Here is an 18,777-nt window from a genome sequence, read left to right as displayed (position 1 = left end):
TCACTCAAGGCGTCCGGCATTCACCAGCAATTCATGCAACCCCTTTGGCACCAGCGGCGAATCGTCGTTGAAGCTTGAGCTTGCGTGCCACTTCGCTACGAATGGCGAACCATTACTTTCCTGACCGTCGACATGCGATTGTTCATACACGCTCGCGTCTTCAAATATTGCGTCGTACACCTGAACAATCTCGTGCCCCGGTTTGCCGTCGTAGATAAAGATGCTTTCAAGTGTGCCGAGCAGGCGCAGATCCTTCATTGAAAGACCCAACTCCTCCCGTACCTCCCGCACGATCGCTTCGGCGCTGGTTTCACCAAACTCGATACCGCCCCCGATGGGACGGTAGAGGACTTGCTGTTTGATCGGGTCGTAAAACTGGTTAACCAGAATCTTGCCCTTGTGGTGGAAGATGCAAAGTGCGAGTGCGCGGATACGCTGTTCGGCCATGGGGTGAAATCCGTTTGCTGGAAAAAAGGCCGGCGATTAGATCACACCCCACAGGGATCGCACTGCAGTTGATCTCAGACCGGAGAAATCGTGGCAAGGACGCCAATCATGATGGTCAACACAAGAAAGCCGCCGAGGAAAATCGCCATCTTAGCCATGAAGGCCTCCTGAATACTGAATGTCCGGCGCACCGGGCGCTCCGGAATGAAGCGCGTCGCGTGTGGCCGGACGGCAGGGCTATTTTGGGCGCATGGCTGAGATGGTTACAGATGCAGATTCGACAGGAAAAAGCGGATCAGATGGATCGGACTGGCGCATGGGTCGACATTCAGATCGGTACAGATGGTTTCCATTGCGCCGCTTTGATCTAGAGTCATGGGCACCGCGCCAAGAACAACAAAAAATACAGGAGTGAAACCATGTCCGACCTGAACCTGCACCCCAACGCCGCCGAATCCCTGAACCGCTGGCACGAGATGATCCGCACCGGCAACCTCAAGGCCCTGCCCGAGCTGCTCGATCCCAAAGCGGTGTTCCGCTCGCCCATGGCCCACACGCCTTATCCAGGCGCACCGGTGGTCTCGATGATCCTCAACACCGTGTTCGAAGTGTTTGAGGACTTCAAATACCACCGTGAACTGGCGACAGCGGATGGCTTGAATGTGGTGCTGGAGTTCAGCGCCAAAGTGGGGACGAAAGAGCTCAAGGGCATCGACATGATCCGTTTCGATGAACAGGGCAAGATCGTCGAGTTCGAGGTGATGGTGCGGCCGTTGAGCGGGTTGCAGGCGCTGGGCGAGGAAATGGGCCGGCGGCTGGGGGCTTATCTGGCTGCCGCCAAGGCCTGAAGTCCGGACACAAAAAAGCCCACTGACCGTCGCCGGGTCAGTGGGCTTCGTGTGTCAGGCGTCTGGATTACAGAGCCATGTCACGTGCAGCGCTTTCTTTTGGAGCCGGGGCTTTTTCAGCCGAGGCGTCCGCCGCTGGAGCTGCAGCCTGGCCAATCACCGGAGGGGTTGGCAGTTGCAGGATCTTGGCGGTGTAAGCCCATTCTTCAGCCACTTTGGCTGGATCGTTGTTCAGCTGGGTGCCGTAGCTTGGAACGATCTGGTGCAGCTTGGCTTGCCACTCAGGGCTGGCGACCTTGTCCTTGAAGACTTTCTGCAGCACGCTCAGCATGATCGGTGCAGCGGTCGACGCGCCTGGGGATGCGCCCAGCAGACCGGCGATGGAGCCGTCCTTGGAAGCAACGATTTCGGTGCCCAGTTTCAGCACGCCGCCAGCGGCTTCATCACGCTTGATGATCTGCACGCGCTGGCCGGCTTGCCACAGGCGCCAGTCTTCAGCCTTGGCGTTCGGGAAGTATTCCTTCAGCGCGTTCAGACGGTCTTCATCCGACAGCATCAGTTGACCGGCCAGGTACTCGACCAGCGGGTATTCCTTGATGCCGACCTTGGTCATAGGCCAGATGTTGTGGGTGGTGGTGCTGGTCAGCAGGTCCAGGTACGAACCTTCTTTCAGGAACTTGGTGCTGAAAGTCGCGAACGGGCCAAACAGGATGACGCGCTTGCCGTCCAGGACACGGGTGTCCAGGTGCGGAACGGACATCGGAGGCGCACCAACCGAAGCTTTACCGTAGGCCTTGGCCAGGTGCTGTTCGGCGATGGCCGGGTTATCGGTCACCAGGAACGAGCCGCCTACCGGGAAGCCAGCGTATTCCTTGGCTTCTTCGATACCGGACTTCTGCAGCAGGTGCAGGGCACCGCCGCCGGCGCCGATGAACACGAACTTGGCGTCGGTTTCAGTCTTGGTGCCGTCTTTCAGGTTCTTGTAGCTGACGCGCCAGGTGCCATCGGCATTCTTGGTGATGTCTTGCACTTCGCTCGACAGCTTCAAGTTGAAGTTGGACTTGGTCTGCAGGTGAGCGGCGAACTGGCGGGTGATTTCGCCGAAGTTCATGTCCGTACCCAGCGGGCTCCAGGTGGCCGCGATTTTCTGGTTCGGGTCACGCCCTTCCATCATCAGCGGAACCCACTTCTTGATCACAGCCGGGTCTTCGGAGTACTGCATGCCGGCGAACAGCGGGCTCGCTTTCAGGGCTTCGTAGCGCTTTTTCAGGAACTTGATGTTGTCATCGCCCCACACGAAGCTCATGTGCGGAGTGGTGTTGATGAACGAACGAGGGTCCTTCAGGACGCCCTGACGAACCTGCCAGGCCCAGAACTGACGGGAAACCTGGAACGCTTCGTTGATCTCGACCGCTTTCGGGATCGTGACGTTGCCCTTGTCGTCTTCCGGGGTGTAGTTCAGCTCGGCCAGGGCGGAGTGACCGGTACCGGCGTTGTTCCAGCCGTTGGAGCTTTCCAGGGCGACGCCGTCGAGGCGCTCGACCATTTCCATCGACCAGGTCGGTTCCAGCTCGTTGATCCACACACCCAGGGTGGTGCTCATGATGCCGCCGCCGATCAGCAGGACGTCGACTTTCTTTGCTTCTTCGGCATTGGCAGACGACATCCCCATCGCCAAAGCCAGCCCCAGCAAGGCTGTGTTCACTTTTTTAAACATCTGTTGCACCTATGATAAAACGCCTTCCGCCCGCCGCTGTTGTGCGTATGCGTTCCCCTTTTTTCGCGACACTCAGGCCAGCGTCGCGGGTTCCGGCACACTTCAATTTTGACGGGTGGGCACACAAGGCCGACAGGCTGCGTCGACCTCAGTTATATGTCCCTTCTGAACTGACTTCTTATCATTATTGGCTTCAGCTACTTGAGCGACAGGGGTTCTGTCTGGCCCGCCGAATAGCGCGCCAGACTGAATTGGGTCAAAACAAGTGGCGCGAAGAATATCACGTCATGGCAAACCCGCGCGTCTGTTCGCGACCGGATAGTTTTCAACAAGCGCTTCAAACGCTTTCTAACGCCGACGCATTCCTGCTAAGTTGTACGACGACTGACAAATAACCAGTCGATTTCATCACCTACAACAACAAGGAATACCCATGAAAAAATCCGGATTGCTGCTCGGTCTCGTCTGCCTCTTCAGCGGTTACGTCGCCGCCGCCCCGGCGGAACAGGACGTCGCCCAGGCCGTCGATCACCTGACCCAGGCGATGCTGCACAAGGACATCGCCGAACTGAATGCCCTGACCGCCGACAACCTCACCTACGGCCACTCCAGCGGCAAGATCCAGGACAAGAAAGCCTTCATTGCCGATATCGAAACCGGTAAGAGCGCATTCAAGACCCTGGAAATGCGGAACCAGACCATCACCCTGTCCGGAGACACTGCGCTGGTCCGCCATCACTTTTCGGCGCAGGCCCTCAAAGGCACCGAAGTGGTGCCGACGGAAATCGAGAACTTCCAGATCTGGCAAAAGCAGGCTGGCAAGTGGTTGCTGGTGGGGCGTCAGGCGTACAAGTTCTGATGCATGAGCTCTGCCGCCGTTGCGGTGGCAGAGCCCGCTCTCACAACCGAAACCGATCCACCGACTGCGCCAGTCTCCCCGCCAGACTCGACAGCTCATCCGTGGTATTGGCCGTCTCGCCAATCACCTTGCTGTTGCCCTCCGACATGCCCGCGATCATCTCCACCTGATGGGCAATTTCGTTGCTGGCCTGGCTCTGTTCGCCGATGGTGCGGGTGATGTCGTTGACCAGTTGTGTGGTGCTGAGGGTGGCGTCGAGGATTTCGCGGATGGCGCGTTCGACGTCGGCGGTGACCGCCATGCCCTTGTCGACCTGGGCGACACCGGCCTCCATGCTGCTGACGGCCTCGCGGGTGCTGTTCTGGATGCGCGCGACCATCGCGGCGATTTCCTGGGTCGAGGCGCTGGTGCGCGCCGCCAGGCTGCGCACCTCATCGGCCACCACCGCAAAGCCCCTGCCCTGCTCGCCTGCCCGGGCTGCCTCGATGGCCGCGTTGAGCGCCAGCAGGTTGGTCTGGTCGGCGATGCTCTTGATCACCTGAATGATGTTGAAGATGCCCTCGGATTCCTGATCCAGGGTGCGGATCACCTGCGCCGACTGCTGGGAGGAACGGGCGATGTCGTCCATGTCGCTGACCACTTGATGGATCACCTGACCGCCGTTTTTCGCCAGTGACTCGGCCTGGCTGGCCATGTTCAGGGCGCGCTCGGCGTGACGGGTGATTTCCTCGATGCTCGCGGTCATCTGGCTCGCGGCGGCAGCCATGGTCCCGGCGGCGGTGCTTTGTTGCTGACTGCTGTCGGCCACCTGATGGCAGCCGTGGCTCAGTTGTTCACTCATGCCGCTGACGCCGTGGGCGTTGCGTCGCACTACGTCGATCATGTCCCGCAGGTCGTGCTGCATGGTGGCCAGCGTGCGGATCAGCGCACTGGCTTCGTCCTTGCCGGACGGTTCGGCGATCGGTTCGCTGAGGTTGCCGTGGGCGATGCTTTCGGCGATGCGGCTGGCGGATTTCAGCGGACCCATGATGCTCAGGATCACCCAGCGACCCTGGGCCAAAAGCAACAACAGGCTGGCAATCAGGACGACAGCGAGCGCGACATTGGCGTTGTGGATCGCCGCCTCGGTGCCCTCGCTGGTCTGCCGGGTATTGGTTTCGATCAGTTCGCTGAGGGCGGCCATCTGTTCTTCGAGCTGGCTGAACGCCGTGCTGAAGGTTCCGAGATGCTGCTGAGCGCTGTCCGGGTTTTCCAGTGCAAGACCGACGATCTGCTCACCGGCGCTGATGTAAGTGTCGAGGCTGGGCTTGATCTGCTCCAGCGCGGACCTGATCGTCGGGTTCACCGGCAGCTTGAGGTTTTCACCCAGCACCTCGCGAAAATGCGCCGCATGTTCTTCCACCGAGCTGCGCACTTCGTCCGCCGTACTCGTGCTTTTGCCCAGCCCCACCAGCATTGCCGAATACACGTCGGCACGCAGGGCGTCGTGCATCATGTCGGCTTCCATGTGGTTGCGCAGCGCGCTCATGCTGACCGCGTTGTCACCGACCGCCGAAGCCATCCGCTGATTGCCGACGTAACTGACCAGGCTCACGATCAGCGCCGTCAGCAGGCTGGTCGCAATCAGCAACACCAAACGCAGTTTGATCGACACCGTGATTTCCTCCCTGGTCGCGCCATACGGCGCCTTTCAACGCTTCAGTTAAGCCTATTTGGGTGAATCCGCCGCTTTAGAGCGTCGCAGGGTGTGTCGTTACATCCGGTAAAAATGAGGACTGTGCGGCGGTTCTCGTTCTATGCCCGCTACCGCCCGGCCCGGCGCATGGAACTCCCGCGCTCTCCGGCACCTCTCACATTATGTGGTACTTCCTTTTCGCTTTACGCTGCTGGAGGAACACCGTCATGCGCCGCTTATTACTTGTTTCGTCTCTCATGCTGTGCCTGCCGTTCGGCTCGGCCCTTGCCCGCGTGGACGCAGGGGATGTTGCCACTTCGGCGGGGGTTTCGGCTTCGCTGTACTCGACCTTCAAGGATCACAAAATGGTGATTCCGGCCCGTGACGACTTGTCCGCATTCGTCGCCAGCGGCGGTACGATCCGTGGCGTGTACCTGGAATCGGTGCTGCAACAGGTGCGTCAGGAAAATCCCGGCCTGAACGCCAGCGATGAAGAGCTGGCCAATGCCATCCTGGTTCACTACGAAGGTCTGTCGCAGTAAACACGGCACGTTCGATGATGGTGGCTGACGGACTCGCCACCGTTGTGCCTGCCGATGGACGGCTGGCGAACGACCATGGGCAAAACCGTCGAACGGCCTCTATGATGGAGGCCATGACGATTTCCGCCTCCCTTCGCTCCCCTTGCCCGCCGGGTCTGTGCATCTGCGGGCGTGATCCGCTGCTGGATACACCCGGCTCGGACGTGCGCATCCTGCTGCTGACCCGCGAGGAAGAAAAGCGTCTGCTTGAACGTCTGGAAAACCTGAAAGACCTCGCCGACCTCGAGCGTCTGCAAGGCAAGATGTTCGATCAGCTAGGGATTCGCGTGCTGATCGCACCGAAGTTCGGTGAGGTGCGGACCGTGCGCGGAGGCATCGAGATCGAGGTCCAGGACCTGCCGGGACTTTGCCGCAAAACCCGCAAAACCATCCCCGCCGCCATCCGCCGTGGTCTGGAAAACAACCCGCAAGTCGCCTTCGACCTGCTCAACGCCCACGACTTGCTGCGCGGCACCTGATCATTTCTTCATGCCCACCCGCTTGCGCATCTCGGCCGTGATGCTTTGCCGGGTTTTCTTCATGTCCTTCCAGGGCTCATCGCCCACTTCCGCCAGCCGTTCGTGGACATTGCCCACGTTCCATTGATCGGCGCCCTTGATCTCACTGACTTCTTCCCGAAACAGCGGCACCGACACCGGCAACCCTTCGCGGGTACGCGCTGCATAGGCACAAATGGTGGTGGCGCCCAGACCGTTGCGCAGGTAATCGATGAAGATCCGCCCCACCCGATTTTTCGGCCCGGACACCGCAGAAAAGCGCTCCGGCAACAACTTCGCCATGTGAGTGACGATGGCGTGGCTGAAATCCTTGACCTCGTCCCAGCCATGTTTGCGGGTCAGCGGCACCACCAGATGAATGCCCTTGCCGCCGCTGGTCTTGAGAAACGCCTTGAGGCCCAGCTCATCGAGCACGGTCAGAGTCAGCGCCGTGGCTTCGACCATGCTTTTCCAGGGCAGCGCCGGATCCGGGTCAAGGTCGAGAACGAAGCGGTCGGGCTTGTCCAGATCTGTCGTGGTGGCGTTCCAGGTGTGCAGTTCGACCGTGCTCATCTGCACCGCGCCGATCAAGGCTTCGGCGTTGTTGATCAGCATCACCGGCTGGCCGGTCAGGTCTTTGTCGAGTGTGCGGATGCCGGGGATCGCCAGGTGTTCGGCGTTCTTCTGAAAGAACAGATCACCGGCGATGCCGTCCGGCGCACGCACCAGCGCCACCGGGCGATCCTTGAGCTGCGGCAGAATCCATTCGGCGACACTGGCGTAATACTCGGCCAGTTGCATCTTGGTGGTGCCACTGCTGGCGTCGATCACCCGGTCGGGATGAGTAATCCGCACCTTGCCGTCGGCCAGGCCGGCTTGGGACGGCGCGGTAGATTCGGTCTTTGAAGTCTTCATGGGGCTGGCGCGCTCCTCGGTGATGTCCTTGGCCGGTTTGTCCCCGCGCAGGCCATGGAACACGGCGTGGCGCACCGAGCCGTCCTGGGTCATTTCGGCAAACGCCACTTCCGCCAGCAGACTCGGCTTGAGCCAGTGCACACCCTTGGCCTCGAACCCGGTGGGCGGGTTGACCACCGCCGGTTTCTTCACCCGCAACGGTTTGAGCTGCGCGAGGATGCTCTTGAGGGTGGTTTCATTGAACCCGGTGCCGACCTTGCCGGCGTAGCGCAACTCGCCGCTGTCACGATCATGCAGACCCAGCAGCAACGCGCCGAACGAACTGCGCGCGCCTTTCGGATCGGTGTAGCCGACGATCACGAATTCCTGGCGATGCTTGCACTTGAGCTTGATCCAGTCGCTGCTGCGGCGCGACACATACGGCGAACCGAGGCGTTTACCGATCAGCCCTTCCATGCGCATCTGACAGGCGCTGTTAAGCAACGCCTGCGGGGTTTCGTCGAACGCTTCGGAAAAACGCAACAGCGGATCTTCATGGGCTTTAAGCACCGTGGCCAGCGCTGCGCGCCGCTCCTGCACCGGTACTTCACGCAGATCGACACCGTTCAGATACGGCAGATCGAACAGGTAATAGAGGATGTTTTCGCTGCGCCCGGAATCGAACGCATTTTGCAGGGCCTGAAAGTCCGGCACGCCGTCCGCGTCGGCGACAACCATCTCACCGTCAAGCCACGCCGACTCCAGGCCAAGTGCCGCGAGGGCTTGCGCCTGTTTCGGCAACTTGTGCGTCCAGTCGTGGCCATTGCGGGTGAACAACTGCACTTCGTCCTTATCGATGCGCGCCATGATCCGATAGCCGTCGAACTTGATCTCGTATTGCCAATCGCCTTCCGGCGCACTCTCCACCAGGGTGGCCAGTTGCGGTTTGAGTTGCGCGGGAATCCTGGCCTTGTGCGCCCCGGCAAGTTTGCCCGAGGCCGGCTTGCGCGGTGCTTTCGGCGAGGCTTTCAGCGGCTTGACCTGCTTCGCGCTGAGGCTGGGTTTGTCGACGATCGTGCGCTCGCTGAGCACGCTGTCGGGCTCGGCGACCAGCACGTCGTAATCGCTTTGCGGGCGCGCGGCGCTGTCCTGATGCTTGATCAGAAACCACTGCTCTTTCTTGCCCGGCATGTGGGTGCGCACCAGATTCCACACCCCGGCGAGCTTCTCGCCTTGCAGTTCGAATTTGAGCTTGCCCTTGGCATAGGCCTTCTCCGGGTCTTCCAGCGGAATCCACACGCCGCGATCCCAGACAATCACATCGCCGGCGCCGTAATGCCCTTCGGGAATACTGCCTTCGAACGTCGCGTAATCCAGCGGATGATCCTCGACGTGCACCGCCAGCCGCTTGACCTTGGGATCCAGCGACGGGCCCTTGGGCACCGCCCAGCTCTTGAGCGCGCCGTCGAGCTCCAGGCGAAAGTCGTAATGCAGGTGAGAGGCATCGTGCTTCTGGATGCAGAACTGCAGGGCGTGGTCACCGGCGGATTTCTTGCCCGGACGTTTGCCCGCCGCCGGTTCCGAGGTTGCGCAGAAGTCGCGCATTCGGTTGTAGTCGTCGAGATTCCTGTTCATGGCGGCTCCGGGTGCAGACGAGTCCTGTTATGCAGAAGAGCCGCGCCCCCCGAGAAAAATTCAATCGGCATAAAAAAGCCCCGGACGGATGGATCCCGCCCGGGGCTTTTCCAAGCCATATTTCAGGCCGTGCCCTTGGCCTGCTGCTCCAGGTGAACCTGCAACTCGGGGTCGATCTGCAACGCCGCCGCCAGTTCATCCAGATAATTGCGTTCGGCGTCCTGCTGATCGTCCACCAGCATCACGCTGGCCAGGTACATTTCAGCGGCCATGGCCGGATCGTTTTGTGCCGCCTGGGCCACTTCGGTGGGGTCCAGCGGTTTGGCGACTTCATCGTCGAGCCATTGCTGCAGGTTCGGGTCATCGGTGTGCTTGCCGATTTCGCTGCTGATGAGGTGTTTTTCCGACTCGTCGATCCGCCCGTCAGCCTTGGCCGCCGCGATCAATGCACGCAGGACGGCGTGGCTGTGTTCTTCGACTTGCGGGCCGGACAGCAGATCCGCGGTTTGCGGGGTTTGCTGTGGCGCAGCGGACGCCTGGCTGCGTTGCCAGGCCTGATACGCCTGGAAAGCCATCATGCCGAGCGAGGCCAGCGCTGCGTAATTGGTACCGCCGGAACGACTCTGAGTCCCGCCGCCCAGCGCTCCGCCACCGCCGAGCAGTCCACCGAGCAGCCCGCCCAGACCACCGAGCCCACCAGCGGGAGAACCGCCACCGCTGGTGCCGCCACCGCCGAGCAAACCACCCAGCCCGCCCAGTCCCCCGCCGGCCGACGCGCCACCTTGTTGTCCCGCCGAGGCCTGGCCTCGCAGCAGTTGTTCGAGCAGATCACTGGTGTTCATGACGTCGTCCTCAGGCAAAGGGGTATGACTGCGTCAGGCAACGATAGTCCTCTTGATGCGATGTGCCAGCACCGTTGGGCTGACATGGCGATGGGCGAGCGATTCTCCAGAGAAATTTTTTCGCGGCCAGCTAATCTTCAGGAATGGGTGAACCTTGACCCGGCCCGACCGGTCGATAGCTGCAACCCCGACCCGGTTAGTCGCTTCCCTTGCTGCCCAAGGGCTTACGCGGCTTGCTGCACTTTCTGGAGAACGCCTTCGTGATATCGACCGTCCACATCGCCAGGCTCAAGGCCTGGGGCGCCCATGGTTTCACCGCGACCGGCGTGGTCACCGCTTTTCTAGCCACCCTTGCCCTGCTGGAAAACCAGCCGACCCATTGCCTGATGTGGCTGGGCGTGGCGCTGATCGTCGACGGCCTCGACGGGGCGCTGGCGCGCAAGGTCAACGTGCAGTCGGTGCTGCCGAGTTTCGACGGATCGATCCTCGATCTGGTGATCGATTACCTGACCTACGTGTTCATCCCGGCGCTGTTCATCTATCGCTACATTCCTCTGCCCGACTACACCTTGCTGCTGACCGTGTCGCTGATTCTGGTGTCGTCGCTGTTCTGCTTCTGCAACGTCAACATGAAGAGCAAGGACAACTACTTCGTCGGTTTCCCCGCTGCGTGGAACGTGGTTGCGTTGTGTCTGTACATCATCGATCCGGGGCCGTGGATCACCTTCCTGACGGTGATTGGCCTGGCGCTGTTGACCGTGACCCGGATGAAATTCTTGCACCCGTTCCGGGTTCGCCGGTTCATGCCGATCAACATTGCGGTGACGGCGATCTGGCTGCTGTGCAGTCTGTCGCTGGTGCTGAACCACCCGGTGATCAACCCGCTGGTGATGGGCCTTTGGCTGCTGGCGTCGGCGTACTTCCTCGGTATCTGCATCTGGCGCACAGCCTTGGAATGGTTTGACAGTGCGCATCTGAAATAGAAAAACCTGTGGGAGCGAGCCGGCTCGCTCCCACAATGGCTTCAGCGCTTGGTGATCACCACCTCCAGATACTCACTCGGCAGCACCATCGATTCCGCCCCCGCCCGGTTCAGCCCGTCGATCAATAGCGTCAGATCGCTTTCCAGCGCCAGCCCGCTCTCCGGCGGCAACGCCGCGAACGCCTTGTGCACCGGGCCGTACCAGTGGCGAAACACATCGATGAAATGCGCCGCCGAGCGATAGCGGAAGTTGAAGTGGCGGCGAGTCACCTGCACCTGGAACTGGCGATCGTCGAAGTGCGAATGCAGCCAGGCTTCCGCGCCCCAGTTCGAGGGCGGTTGCGCACCGGGTGGCGGTGGCAGGTGCCGGCCGAGGGTCTTGAACATCTGGCCGACGAAGCCTTCCGGCGTCCAGTTGGCCAGGCCGATCCGCCCGCCACGGCGACAGACCCGCGCCAGCTCCCTGGCAGCCGTCGCCTGATCCGGGGCGAACATCACGCCGAAGGTCGACAGCACCGCGTCGAAACTGGAGTCGGCAAACGGCAGCGCTTCGGCATCGGCGACCTGAAAGGTCACGTCCAGATGCTCGGCACGCGCCCGGTCCTGGCCGCGCTCCAGCAGCGCCGCGACATAGTCGGTGGACGTCACCAGACAACCCCGCCGCGCCGCCGCCAGCGTGGCATTGCCGTTGCCGGCCGCAACGTCCAGCACTTCTTCATCGCAGCGCAGATCGCAGGCTTCGGCGAGGGTTTCGCCGACGATCTGCAAGGTGGTGCCGATCACGGCGTAGTCGCCACTGGCCCAGGCGACTTTCTGGCGTTCCTTCAGGGCAGTGAGATCAATGGGGGTACTCATGAATGGGTGCTCCACGGCAGAGGGGTCAATCGGCGGTCGTCGGGTCGATGATGCTCGTCACCCGGGACACGCTGTTGGCCGGAAATCCCCCACGCTTGGCGTGTTCGCGCACCAGTTCCTCGTTGGGTGCGATGTACACGCAATAGATCTTGTCGGCCGTCACATAACTCTGCAGCCACTGCACCTCTGGCCCGAGCTCACGCAGCACGTTGCAGGACGTTTGCGATACGGCCTTGAGTTCTTGCTCCGATAGCTTTCCGGCTCCTGGAATCTCGCGTTCAATCACGAATTTCGGCATGGCAACCTCGCTTTCTTTTTATGGGTGTCAGAGCCGTGGCGGCCCTGCTCGCCCACTATCGCGCGGGCGCTGTGCGGCGTCCCTGCCAATCGTCCGGAGAACCCGTAAAACCGGGCGCTGGCCGATGAATGGCGGGATTTTGTAAAGGCCCCGAAACACTGTCGGGGGTTGCCAACGCGCCGGCTGATCGGCTCTCATGCAGGCCCTCTCCCGGAACGGAATTCGATCATGTCCTTGCGCTTCGAATGGCTCGCCGATCACATGCAGCACAGCGACACTTACGCTGCATGGATCCACCGCCAGTTTCACTACGAATATGCCGAGCAGCCACTGGCCGAATGGCAGCGCGAATTTGCCGAGGGCCAGACCAATGGCGACTGGCGTTGCCTGATTGCGCTGGACGGGGATCGACTGCTGGGCGGTGCGGCACTGGCCCGTGCGGACCTTGCCCTTCGACCGGATCTGGGGCCGTGGCTGGCCTGTGTGCTGGTCAGCCCTGGGTCACGCGGCCAGGGTCTGGCAGAAAGGCTGATAGAGGGAATCGCTGAAGAAGCGAAGCTCCGGGGCCTGCCGCGTTTCTACCTGCACACCCAAAGCAAACAGGACTATTACGCCAAACGCGGCTGGACGATGCTGGAGCGTTTTCACGCCTGGGGCAACGAACAATGGCTCATGGTGCGCGACCTGTGAGCCATTGAGTTTTGCGGTTTACGCAGCAGGCGCCCTGGCCTCTTTGAGCAGCTGTTGAATCATCTGCTCCTGCGCCTGATAACTGCCCTCGCCGAAGTGGGTGTAACGCACCTGACCCTTGGCGTCGACCAGGTAATGCGCCGGCCAGTACTGGTTATCGAAGTTGCGCCAGATCGCGTAGTTGTTGTCGATGGCCACCGGGTAGGTGATGCCGAGCTTCTTCACCTGATCCTTGACGTTGTCGATGATCCGCTCGTAGCCGTATTCCGGGGTGTGTACGCCGATCACCACCAGGCCGTCCTTGCCGTACTTTTTCTCCCACTCCTTCACATACGGCAGGGTGTGCTGGCAGTTGATGCAGTCGTAGGTCCAGAAGTCCACCAGCACCACTTTGCCGCGCAGGGACTCAGCCGTCAGTTCCGGTGAGTTCAGCCACTGCACCGCGCCGGACAGCGACGGCATCGCGCCCTTGCCGGCCTCGTCTTCGGTCGAGTCCGCACGGACTTTGCTGACGAAGTAGTCCACCACCTTCGGCACGTTTTCCAGCACGCTTTTCTCGACCGACGCCACGCCTTGGGAGGAGGTGTTGGCCAGCAGCAGGTTGTCGGCACCGGTAGCGATTACCGCCGCCGTCGCCAGCACCGCGACACCCGCACCGCGACGGAACCAGCCGGTAAACGGAATCGACGGTTTCAGCCGGTTGACCAGGCCGCGACCGGCGAAGATCAGCGTCCCCAGCGACAGCGCACTGCCCGCACCGTAGGCCAGCAGCAACAGGCTGGTCTGGGCATTGGCGCCTTGCAGCATGGCGCCGGTGAGGATCACGCCCAGAATCGGGCCGGCGCACGGCGCCCACAACAGACCGGTGGCCACGCCGATCATGATCGACGCCATCGGGCCGGCCTTTTTCCGGCTGTCAGGGTCGAGGCGATTGCCCAGCAGCACGAAGGGCCGGGCCAGCCAGTCACCGATGCGCGCGGAAATCAGCGACAGCGCAAACAGCACCATCACCGCCAGTGCGATGTGGCGACCGGTGTTGCTGGCCTGAATCACCCACTCGCTGCTGACCACCGCCAGGCTGGAGATCAGGGCAAAGGTCAGGGCCATGCCGCCGAGGGTCAGCAGGATCGAAGAACGGGTGCGGTCGGCACCGGCGAACAGAAACGGCACTACCGGCAAAATGCACGGACTGAGGACAGTCAACAGACCGCCCAGGAAAGCGATGAGAAACATGAGGTTCACCTTTTGAATGAGGGCTGGTCTGTCGACTGGATCGGGGGCCGCCCGTTACGGGCAGCCCCCTTCAATCCTCAAGCCGTCTGGTTTTCCAGCCAATGGCTTTGCGGCGTACGGCTGGCACCGTTTTCAGCCACCATCTGGCCTTGCGGTGTATGGCTGGAACCGTCGGCGGCGACCATCTGCCCGTGCGGTGTTCGGCTGGCGCCGTCGGCGGCGATCAGGCCGTCGCTGCCCTGTTTGGCCACCGGGGCCAGTTGGAAGCAGGTACTGCTGCCACAGCTATTCTGTTCGACGGCAGCGTTGGCATGGGCCGCGACGCCGGCGAGGGAGAAGGCAACAGCGGTCAGATAGCGCGATACGTTGTTCATGGCGGTGTTCCTTTGATAGAGGTGGGTAATCAGTTGTCTTCGTTGCAGCCGTCGGCGAATTTGCGGTAGTCGAGCACCTGGGTCTTGCCGGCCGAATCGAGGTAAGTCAGGCGGGCGTCGACGATGCCGCAGGTCATCGAGTTGTCCTGTTTCAGCGACACCACTTTCTGGATGTCCAGGTGGCTGCCGTAGGAGTAGGTTTGCGGGGTGACATCGGCTTCGGCGCGGGCCGACAGGGTGCAGATGTTCAAAGCGGCAAACAGGCAAGCGGCGGCGATCGATTTGGTCTTGGTGTTCATGGCGTTTTCCTCGGGGCTTCAATGGTTGAATCGTTGATTGGGCCGAGGCGTTCTGTGTGTGCCTCGATGGAGCTCATTTAAAGCTCGCGAGGTATCGCGCATGTGTCGGCAAATGCCGTGTATAAATCGCTACGTATCCGCGCGCGCCCGGGATACACAGCGATACAAAACCCTGCAAAAATCCGCTTTTTGCGTCGGCGTGTATCCGTCACAGCGCTGGATACACTGCAATACAAAGGCAGGCAGGCGGCCTCGCGCAGGCTCGATAGACTGCCCGGCAATCCCCTTTGATTGAGGTTTGGCCCCATGGAACATGTCGATCACATCCTGATCGTCGACGACGACCGCGAGATTCGCGAACTGGTCGGCAATTACCTTAAGAAGAACGGCCTGCGCACCACAGTGGTTGCCGATGGCCGACAGATGCGCAGTTTTCTGGAAGCCAACACCGTCGACCTGATCGTGCTCGACATCATGATGCCCGGCGACGATGGCCTGCTGCTGTGCCGTGAATTACGCTCGGGCAAACACAAGGCCACGCCGATCCTGATGCTCACCGCGCGCAATGATGAAACCGACCGCATCCTCGGCCTGGAAATGGGCGCCGACGACTACCTGACCAAACCCTTCGCCGCCCGCGAGCTGCTGGCGCGAATCAATGCCGTGCTGCGCCGCACACGGATGCTGCCGCCGAATCTGGTGGTGACTGAAAGTGGTCGGCTGCTGGCATTCGGTCGCTGGCAGCTCGACACCTCGGCCCGACATCTGCTGGACACCGACGGCACCATGGTCGCGCTCAGTGGCGCGGAATACCGTTTGCTGCGGGTGTTCCTCGACCATCCGCAACGGGTGCTGAGCCGCGATCAATTGCTCAACCTGACTCAGGGCCGCGACGCCGATCTGTTCGACCGTTCCATCGATCTGCTGGTCAGCCGTCTGCGCCAGCGCCTGCTGGATGACGCCCGCGAACCGGCCTATATCAAGACCGTGCGCAGCGAAGGTTATGTGTTCTCGCTGCCGGTCGAAGTCCTCGGAGCCCCCGCATGAATGTCGCCCTGCGCTGGCCGCGCACCCTCGCCTCCCGCTTGTCGCTGATTTTCCTGATCGGCCTGATCCTCGCTCAGGCGCTGTCGTTCGGTGCGCAATATTACGAACGCTACGAAAGCGCGAAGAACACCATGCTCGGCAACCTCGAAACCGACGTCTCGACCTCGATTGCCATCCTCGACCGCCTGCCCGCCGAAGAGCGCCCGATGTGGCTCAAGCGCCTGGCCCGCAAGAATTACGGCTATCTGCTGAGCGAGGGTGAACCGGGCACACCGCTGGATCCGCGGGACGTGCCGATTGCCGTCACCTCGATCACCGATGCGATCGGCGAAGCGTACCCGCTGACCTTCACCGACATTCCCGGCCCGAAAAAACACTTTCAGGGCCACCTGCGCCTGAGCGACGGCAGCCCGGTGACCATCGATGTACGTCCGTCGATGGTGCCGCTGTCGCCGTGGTTGCCGGTGGTGTTGCTCGGGCAACTGGCGCTGATGCTCGCCTGCACCTGGCTGGCGGTGCGCATCGCCATCCGCCCCCTCACCCGCCTCGCCAACGCGGTGGAAACCCTCGACCCCAACGCCCACCCGATCAACCTCGATGAAAAGGGCCCGAACGAAGTGGCCTACGCCGCCCGCGCCTTCAACTCGATGCAGGCGCGTATCGCCGCGTACCTGAAAGAGCGCATGCAACTGCTGGCGGCGATTTCCCACGACCTGCAAACCCCGATCACCCGCATGAAACTGCGAGCGGAGTTCATGGACGATTCGGCCGAGAAAGACAAACTGTGGAACGACCTCGGCGAGATGGAACATCTGGTGCGCGAGGGCGTGGCCTACGCCCGCAGCATCCACGGCTCGACTGAAGAAAGTCGGCGCACCAATCTGGACTCGTTCCTCGACAGCCTGGTGTTCGACTATCAGGACATGGGCAAGGAAGTGCAATTGAGCGGTAAAAGCGAGGCGGTCATCGACACCCGCCCCCACGCGTTGCGCCGGGTTCTGGTCAACCTGACCGACAACGCGCTGAAGTTCGCCGGCGCAGCCGAGTTGCTGATTCAGCGCGACAAGGCCGGCCTGTCGATCAAGGTCATGGATCGCGGCCCGGGCATCGCCGAAGAAGAACTGGCCCAGGTGATGGAGCCGTTCTACCGCGTGGAAAACTCGCGCAACCGAAGCACCGGCGGCACCGGGCTGGGGCTGGCGATTGCCCAGCAACTGGCGATGGCGCTGGGTGGTTCGCTGACGCTGAGCAATCGCGACGGTGGCGGATTGTGTGCGGAGCTGAAACTGCCGCTACAGGCCTGAACCAACAAAAAGCCCTGTGGGAGCCAATGCTCTCACAGGGCTTTTTGTTGTCGGTGAGATCAGTTGATGCCGATCACTCCGTCCTCATGCAGTTGCTGCAACAACGCCAGACCGCTGTCCATGAATGACACCGTTGCCGGCAACCCCGTCTCCAATCCCAAGCCTTGCAGTTGCTCACGACCGCTCAGCAACGGGAATTCCTCGATCCGCTGCAACAACCGCCACGCCAGCGGGCTCAACTCGGAAAACTTCACACTCCAGTCCGTCGTGCGCCGTACCAGCAAAAGCGTCGGCTGGGCCGGTGGCGTGACCGGTTGATGGTCCGGCCCGAGCATCTGCACCGGCCAGGTGTACGCCAATGGCCAGGCCAGTGCCGAAACCTGCAACGGCCGCTCCAGCAATCGCACCGGATCACTCGCGGGCAAAGGTTCTGCGTCGGACTGCTGCAACACCATTTCCACCCACTCGTAATGCGCCAGCTCCACCAGAAACGCCGGCCAGTCGCCTTCGCTCAACACGGCAGGTTCCGAGGCGAGGTAACCGACAAACTCCTCGGCGATCTCACCGAATTTCGGCGTCTGCGCGCGGTAGTCCCGCAGGAAGCCACGAATCAATGTGCGCCAGCGTTCCTGGCCGATGATCCGGATCAGCACCGGAAATGTGCTGCCCAGCAGTTGCGAGACGTTGTTGAACACCAGGTCGCGATAGACATTGACCCGTGCCGCGTTCATGTCGGCGGGTGGCGCTTCATGCTCTGGATCGCGCAAATAGCGGGTCAGGGCCTGTTGTTGCAGCAGAAGATTATCCACGCGAGGCTCCTTCGGTTTGCAGGCGGCGGATGGTTTGCAACTCGGCCACCAGTTCAGAAAACGCCGGAAAATTGAAATCCCGCTCCAGCAAGGTCGGCTGCGCGCCGAATCGGGCATAAGCGTCGGCCAGCAACGCCCAGACCACCGGTTTGACCGAGGCGCCGTGGGTATCGATTTTCAGCGTGTCGGACTCATCAAAGTGCCCCGCCACATGCATGCCGACCACCCGGCCCGGCTCGATGGCGGCCAGAAATGTCTGCGGATCGAAACCGTGGTTGATCGAGTTGACGTAGACGTTGTTCACATCCAGCAGCAGGTCGCAATCGGCCTCGCGCAGCACGGCGTTGGTGAAGGTCACTTCGTCCATGTCCTGCCGGGGTGCGGCGTAGTAGGAAACGTTTTCCACCGCCAGGCGCCGACAGAGAATGTCCTGGGCCTGGCGGATCCGTGCCGCGACGTGGTGCACCGCCTCTTCGGTGAACGGCAGCGGCAACAGGTCGTAGAGGTGACCGTCGTCGCTGCAATAACTCAGGTGTTCGCTGTACAGCGGCACTTGGTGATGATCGAGAAAGGTCCGCACTTCCCGGAGAAAACCGACGTCCAGCGGCGCCGGGCCACCGAGCGACAACGACAGTCCGTGACAGGACAATGGATAACGCTCGGCCAACTCGCGCAGCGCGGCGCCATGGGCACCGCCGACGCCGATCCAGTTTTCCGGGGCGACTTCCAGAAAGTCGAAATCGCCGGTGCGGGCGGCTTGCAGGTCTTTCATCAGGCCGCGACGCAGGCCGAGCCCGACGCTGGCCTGCAAGGTGGGGTGGGGAGTCTGCATGGTCCTGGCCTCTGCTGAGCAATCACCGGAGATGGCGATTCGGGAGACCAGTTGAACCC

General features: G+C 61.5%; 20 protein-coding genes and 1 pseudogene. 8 read left to right on the top strand and 13 right to left on the bottom strand.

What is annotated here, in order from left to right; genetic code table 11:
* Entirely contained in the window at window positions 1-447 is a 447-nt protein-coding gene (locus KJY40_RS12355; protein ID WP_230737131.1) for an NUDIX hydrolase, read from the bottom strand.
* Window positions 448-866: 419 nt separating this feature from the next.
* On the opposite strand from KJY40_RS12355, the gene KJY40_RS12350 reads away from it, so the two are divergent.
* The gene (locus tag KJY40_RS12350; protein ID WP_230737129.1) at window positions 867-1,295 is read left to right on the top strand and encodes a nuclear transport factor 2 family protein; all 429 of its coding nucleotides are present in this window, start codon (window positions 867-869) and stop codon (window positions 1,293-1,295) included.
* A 67-nt stretch (window positions 1,296-1,362) separates the two neighbouring features.
* Here KJY40_RS12350 and mqo read toward each other — a convergent pair whose 3' ends face one another.
* The gene (mqo, locus tag KJY40_RS12345; protein ID WP_230737127.1) at window positions 1,363-3,012 is read right to left on the bottom strand and encodes a malate dehydrogenase (quinone); all 1,650 of its coding nucleotides are present in this window, start codon (window positions 3,010-3,012) and stop codon (window positions 1,363-1,365) included.
* A gap of 433 nt (window positions 3,013-3,445) precedes the next feature.
* Here mqo and KJY40_RS12340 point away from each other — a divergent pair, with 433 nt between their 5' ends.
* Window positions 3,446-3,871: a nuclear transport factor 2 family protein gene (locus KJY40_RS12340; protein ID WP_230737125.1), complete on the top strand. Its 426-nt coding sequence runs from the start codon at window positions 3,446-3,448 to the stop codon at window positions 3,869-3,871.
* A 40-nt stretch (window positions 3,872-3,911) separates the two neighbouring features.
* Here KJY40_RS12340 and KJY40_RS29715 read toward each other — a convergent pair whose 3' ends face one another.
* Both KJY40_RS29715 and KJY40_RS29710 read right to left on the bottom strand, forming a co-directional pair.
* A complete protein-coding gene (locus tag KJY40_RS29715; protein WP_407682000.1) occupies window positions 3,912-4,637 on the bottom strand; it encodes a methyl-accepting chemotaxis protein in 726 nt (241 codons plus the stop codon).
* 129 nt (window positions 4,638-4,766) lie between these two features.
* Window positions 4,767-5,525, bottom strand: a pseudogene (locus KJY40_RS29710) (MCP four helix bundle domain-containing protein); the annotation flags it as partial.
* A 248-nt stretch (window positions 5,526-5,773) separates the two neighbouring features.
* On the opposite strand from KJY40_RS29710, the gene KJY40_RS12330 reads away from it, so the two are divergent.
* Window positions 5,774-6,088: a DUF2388 domain-containing protein gene (locus KJY40_RS12330; protein ID WP_007957157.1), complete on the top strand. Its 315-nt coding sequence runs from the start codon at window positions 5,774-5,776 to the stop codon at window positions 6,086-6,088.
* 113 nt (window positions 6,089-6,201) lie between these two features.
* Window positions 6,202-6,606 carry a hypothetical protein gene (locus KJY40_RS12325; RefSeq protein WP_230737120.1) on the top strand — a complete coding sequence of 135 codons (405 nt, stop codon included), beginning with the start codon at window positions 6,202-6,204 and terminating at the stop codon, window positions 6,604-6,606.
* On the opposite strand, the gene ligD is transcribed toward KJY40_RS12325, so the two are convergent.
* Window positions 6,607-9,153, bottom strand: coding sequence for a DNA ligase D (gene ligD / locus KJY40_RS12320; protein WP_230737119.1), 2,547 nt, complete (start codon window positions 9,151-9,153; stop codon window positions 6,607-6,609).
* Between the two features lie 122 nt (window positions 9,154-9,275).
* Window positions 9,276-9,995, bottom strand: a complete 720-nt coding sequence (locus tag KJY40_RS12315) for a tellurite resistance TerB family protein (RefSeq protein ID WP_230737117.1) — start codon at window positions 9,993-9,995, stop codon at window positions 9,276-9,278.
* A gap of 260 nt (window positions 9,996-10,255) precedes the next feature.
* Here KJY40_RS12315 and pcsA point away from each other — a divergent pair, with 260 nt between their 5' ends.
* Window positions 10,256-10,978, top strand: coding sequence for a phosphatidylcholine synthase (pcsA, locus tag KJY40_RS12310; RefSeq protein ID WP_115079921.1), 723 nt, complete (start codon window positions 10,256-10,258; stop codon window positions 10,976-10,978).
* A 41-nt stretch (window positions 10,979-11,019) separates the two neighbouring features.
* Here pcsA and KJY40_RS12305 read toward each other — a convergent pair whose 3' ends face one another.
* Entirely contained in the window at window positions 11,020-11,832 is an 813-nt protein-coding gene (locus KJY40_RS12305) for a class I SAM-dependent methyltransferase (protein WP_230737115.1), read from the bottom strand.
* Window positions 11,833-11,857: 25 nt separating this feature from the next.
* Window positions 11,858-12,130, bottom strand: a complete 273-nt coding sequence (locus KJY40_RS12300) for a DUF4242 domain-containing protein (protein ID WP_007957179.1) — start codon at window positions 12,128-12,130, stop codon at window positions 11,858-11,860.
* Between the two features lie 228 nt (window positions 12,131-12,358).
* Here KJY40_RS12300 and KJY40_RS12295 point away from each other — a divergent pair, with 228 nt between their 5' ends.
* Window positions 12,359-12,820, top strand: coding sequence for a GNAT family N-acetyltransferase (locus tag KJY40_RS12295; RefSeq protein ID WP_230737113.1), 462 nt, complete (start codon window positions 12,359-12,361; stop codon window positions 12,818-12,820).
* Between the two features lie 18 nt (window positions 12,821-12,838).
* Here the strand turns inward: KJY40_RS12295 and KJY40_RS12290 are convergent, their stop codons facing one another.
* From KJY40_RS12290 to KJY40_RS12280, 3 genes are all read right to left on the bottom strand, one after another.
* Complete coding sequence (locus tag KJY40_RS12290) at window positions 12,839-14,053, bottom strand: cytochrome c biogenesis protein DipZ (protein WP_230737111.1); 1,215 nt, start codon at window positions 14,051-14,053, stop codon at window positions 12,839-12,841.
* Window positions 14,054-14,130: 77 nt separating this feature from the next.
* Window positions 14,131-14,427, bottom strand: coding sequence for a hypothetical protein (locus KJY40_RS12285; protein ID WP_230737109.1), 297 nt, complete (start codon window positions 14,425-14,427; stop codon window positions 14,131-14,133).
* A gap of 29 nt (window positions 14,428-14,456) precedes the next feature.
* Complete coding sequence (locus tag KJY40_RS12280; RefSeq protein WP_007956290.1) at window positions 14,457-14,726, bottom strand: DUF2790 domain-containing protein; 270 nt, start codon at window positions 14,724-14,726, stop codon at window positions 14,457-14,459.
* Between the two features lie 306 nt (window positions 14,727-15,032).
* Here KJY40_RS12280 and KJY40_RS12275 point away from each other — a divergent pair, with 306 nt between their 5' ends.
* Window positions 15,033-15,773: a response regulator gene (locus KJY40_RS12275; protein ID WP_085698671.1), complete on the top strand. Its 741-nt coding sequence runs from the start codon at window positions 15,033-15,035 to the stop codon at window positions 15,771-15,773.
* Window positions 15,770-17,077 (top strand): ATP-binding protein, encoded by a 1,308-nt coding sequence (locus tag KJY40_RS12270; protein WP_230737107.1) that lies wholly within the window; start codon window positions 15,770-15,772, stop codon window positions 17,075-17,077. The genes KJY40_RS12275 and KJY40_RS12270 overlap by 4 nt, the downstream gene beginning before the upstream one ends.
* A gap of 59 nt (window positions 17,078-17,136) precedes the next feature.
* Here the strand turns inward: KJY40_RS12270 and KJY40_RS12265 are convergent, their stop codons facing one another.
* Both KJY40_RS12265 and KJY40_RS12260 read right to left on the bottom strand, forming a co-directional pair.
* The gene (locus KJY40_RS12265; RefSeq protein WP_230737105.1) at window positions 17,137-17,886 is read right to left on the bottom strand and encodes an HvfC family RiPP maturation protein; all 750 of its coding nucleotides are present in this window, start codon (window positions 17,884-17,886) and stop codon (window positions 17,137-17,139) included.
* On the bottom strand, window positions 17,879-18,718 hold the full coding sequence (locus KJY40_RS12260; RefSeq protein WP_230737103.1) for an HvfB family MNIO-type RiPP peptide maturase: 840 nt from the start codon (window positions 18,716-18,718) through the stop codon (window positions 17,879-17,881). Before KJY40_RS12260 ends, KJY40_RS12265 begins: the two co-directional genes overlap by 8 nt.
* Between the last annotated feature and the right edge of the window lie 59 nt (window positions 18,719-18,777).

Source organism: Pseudomonas fitomaticsae (assembly GCF_021018765.1).
GTDB lineage: Bacteria > Pseudomonadota > Gammaproteobacteria > Pseudomonadales > Pseudomonadaceae > Aquipseudomonas > Aquipseudomonas fitomaticsae.
Note: the sequence above shows the minus strand (reverse complement) of the source record. Positions and strands in the feature narration are given on the sequence as shown.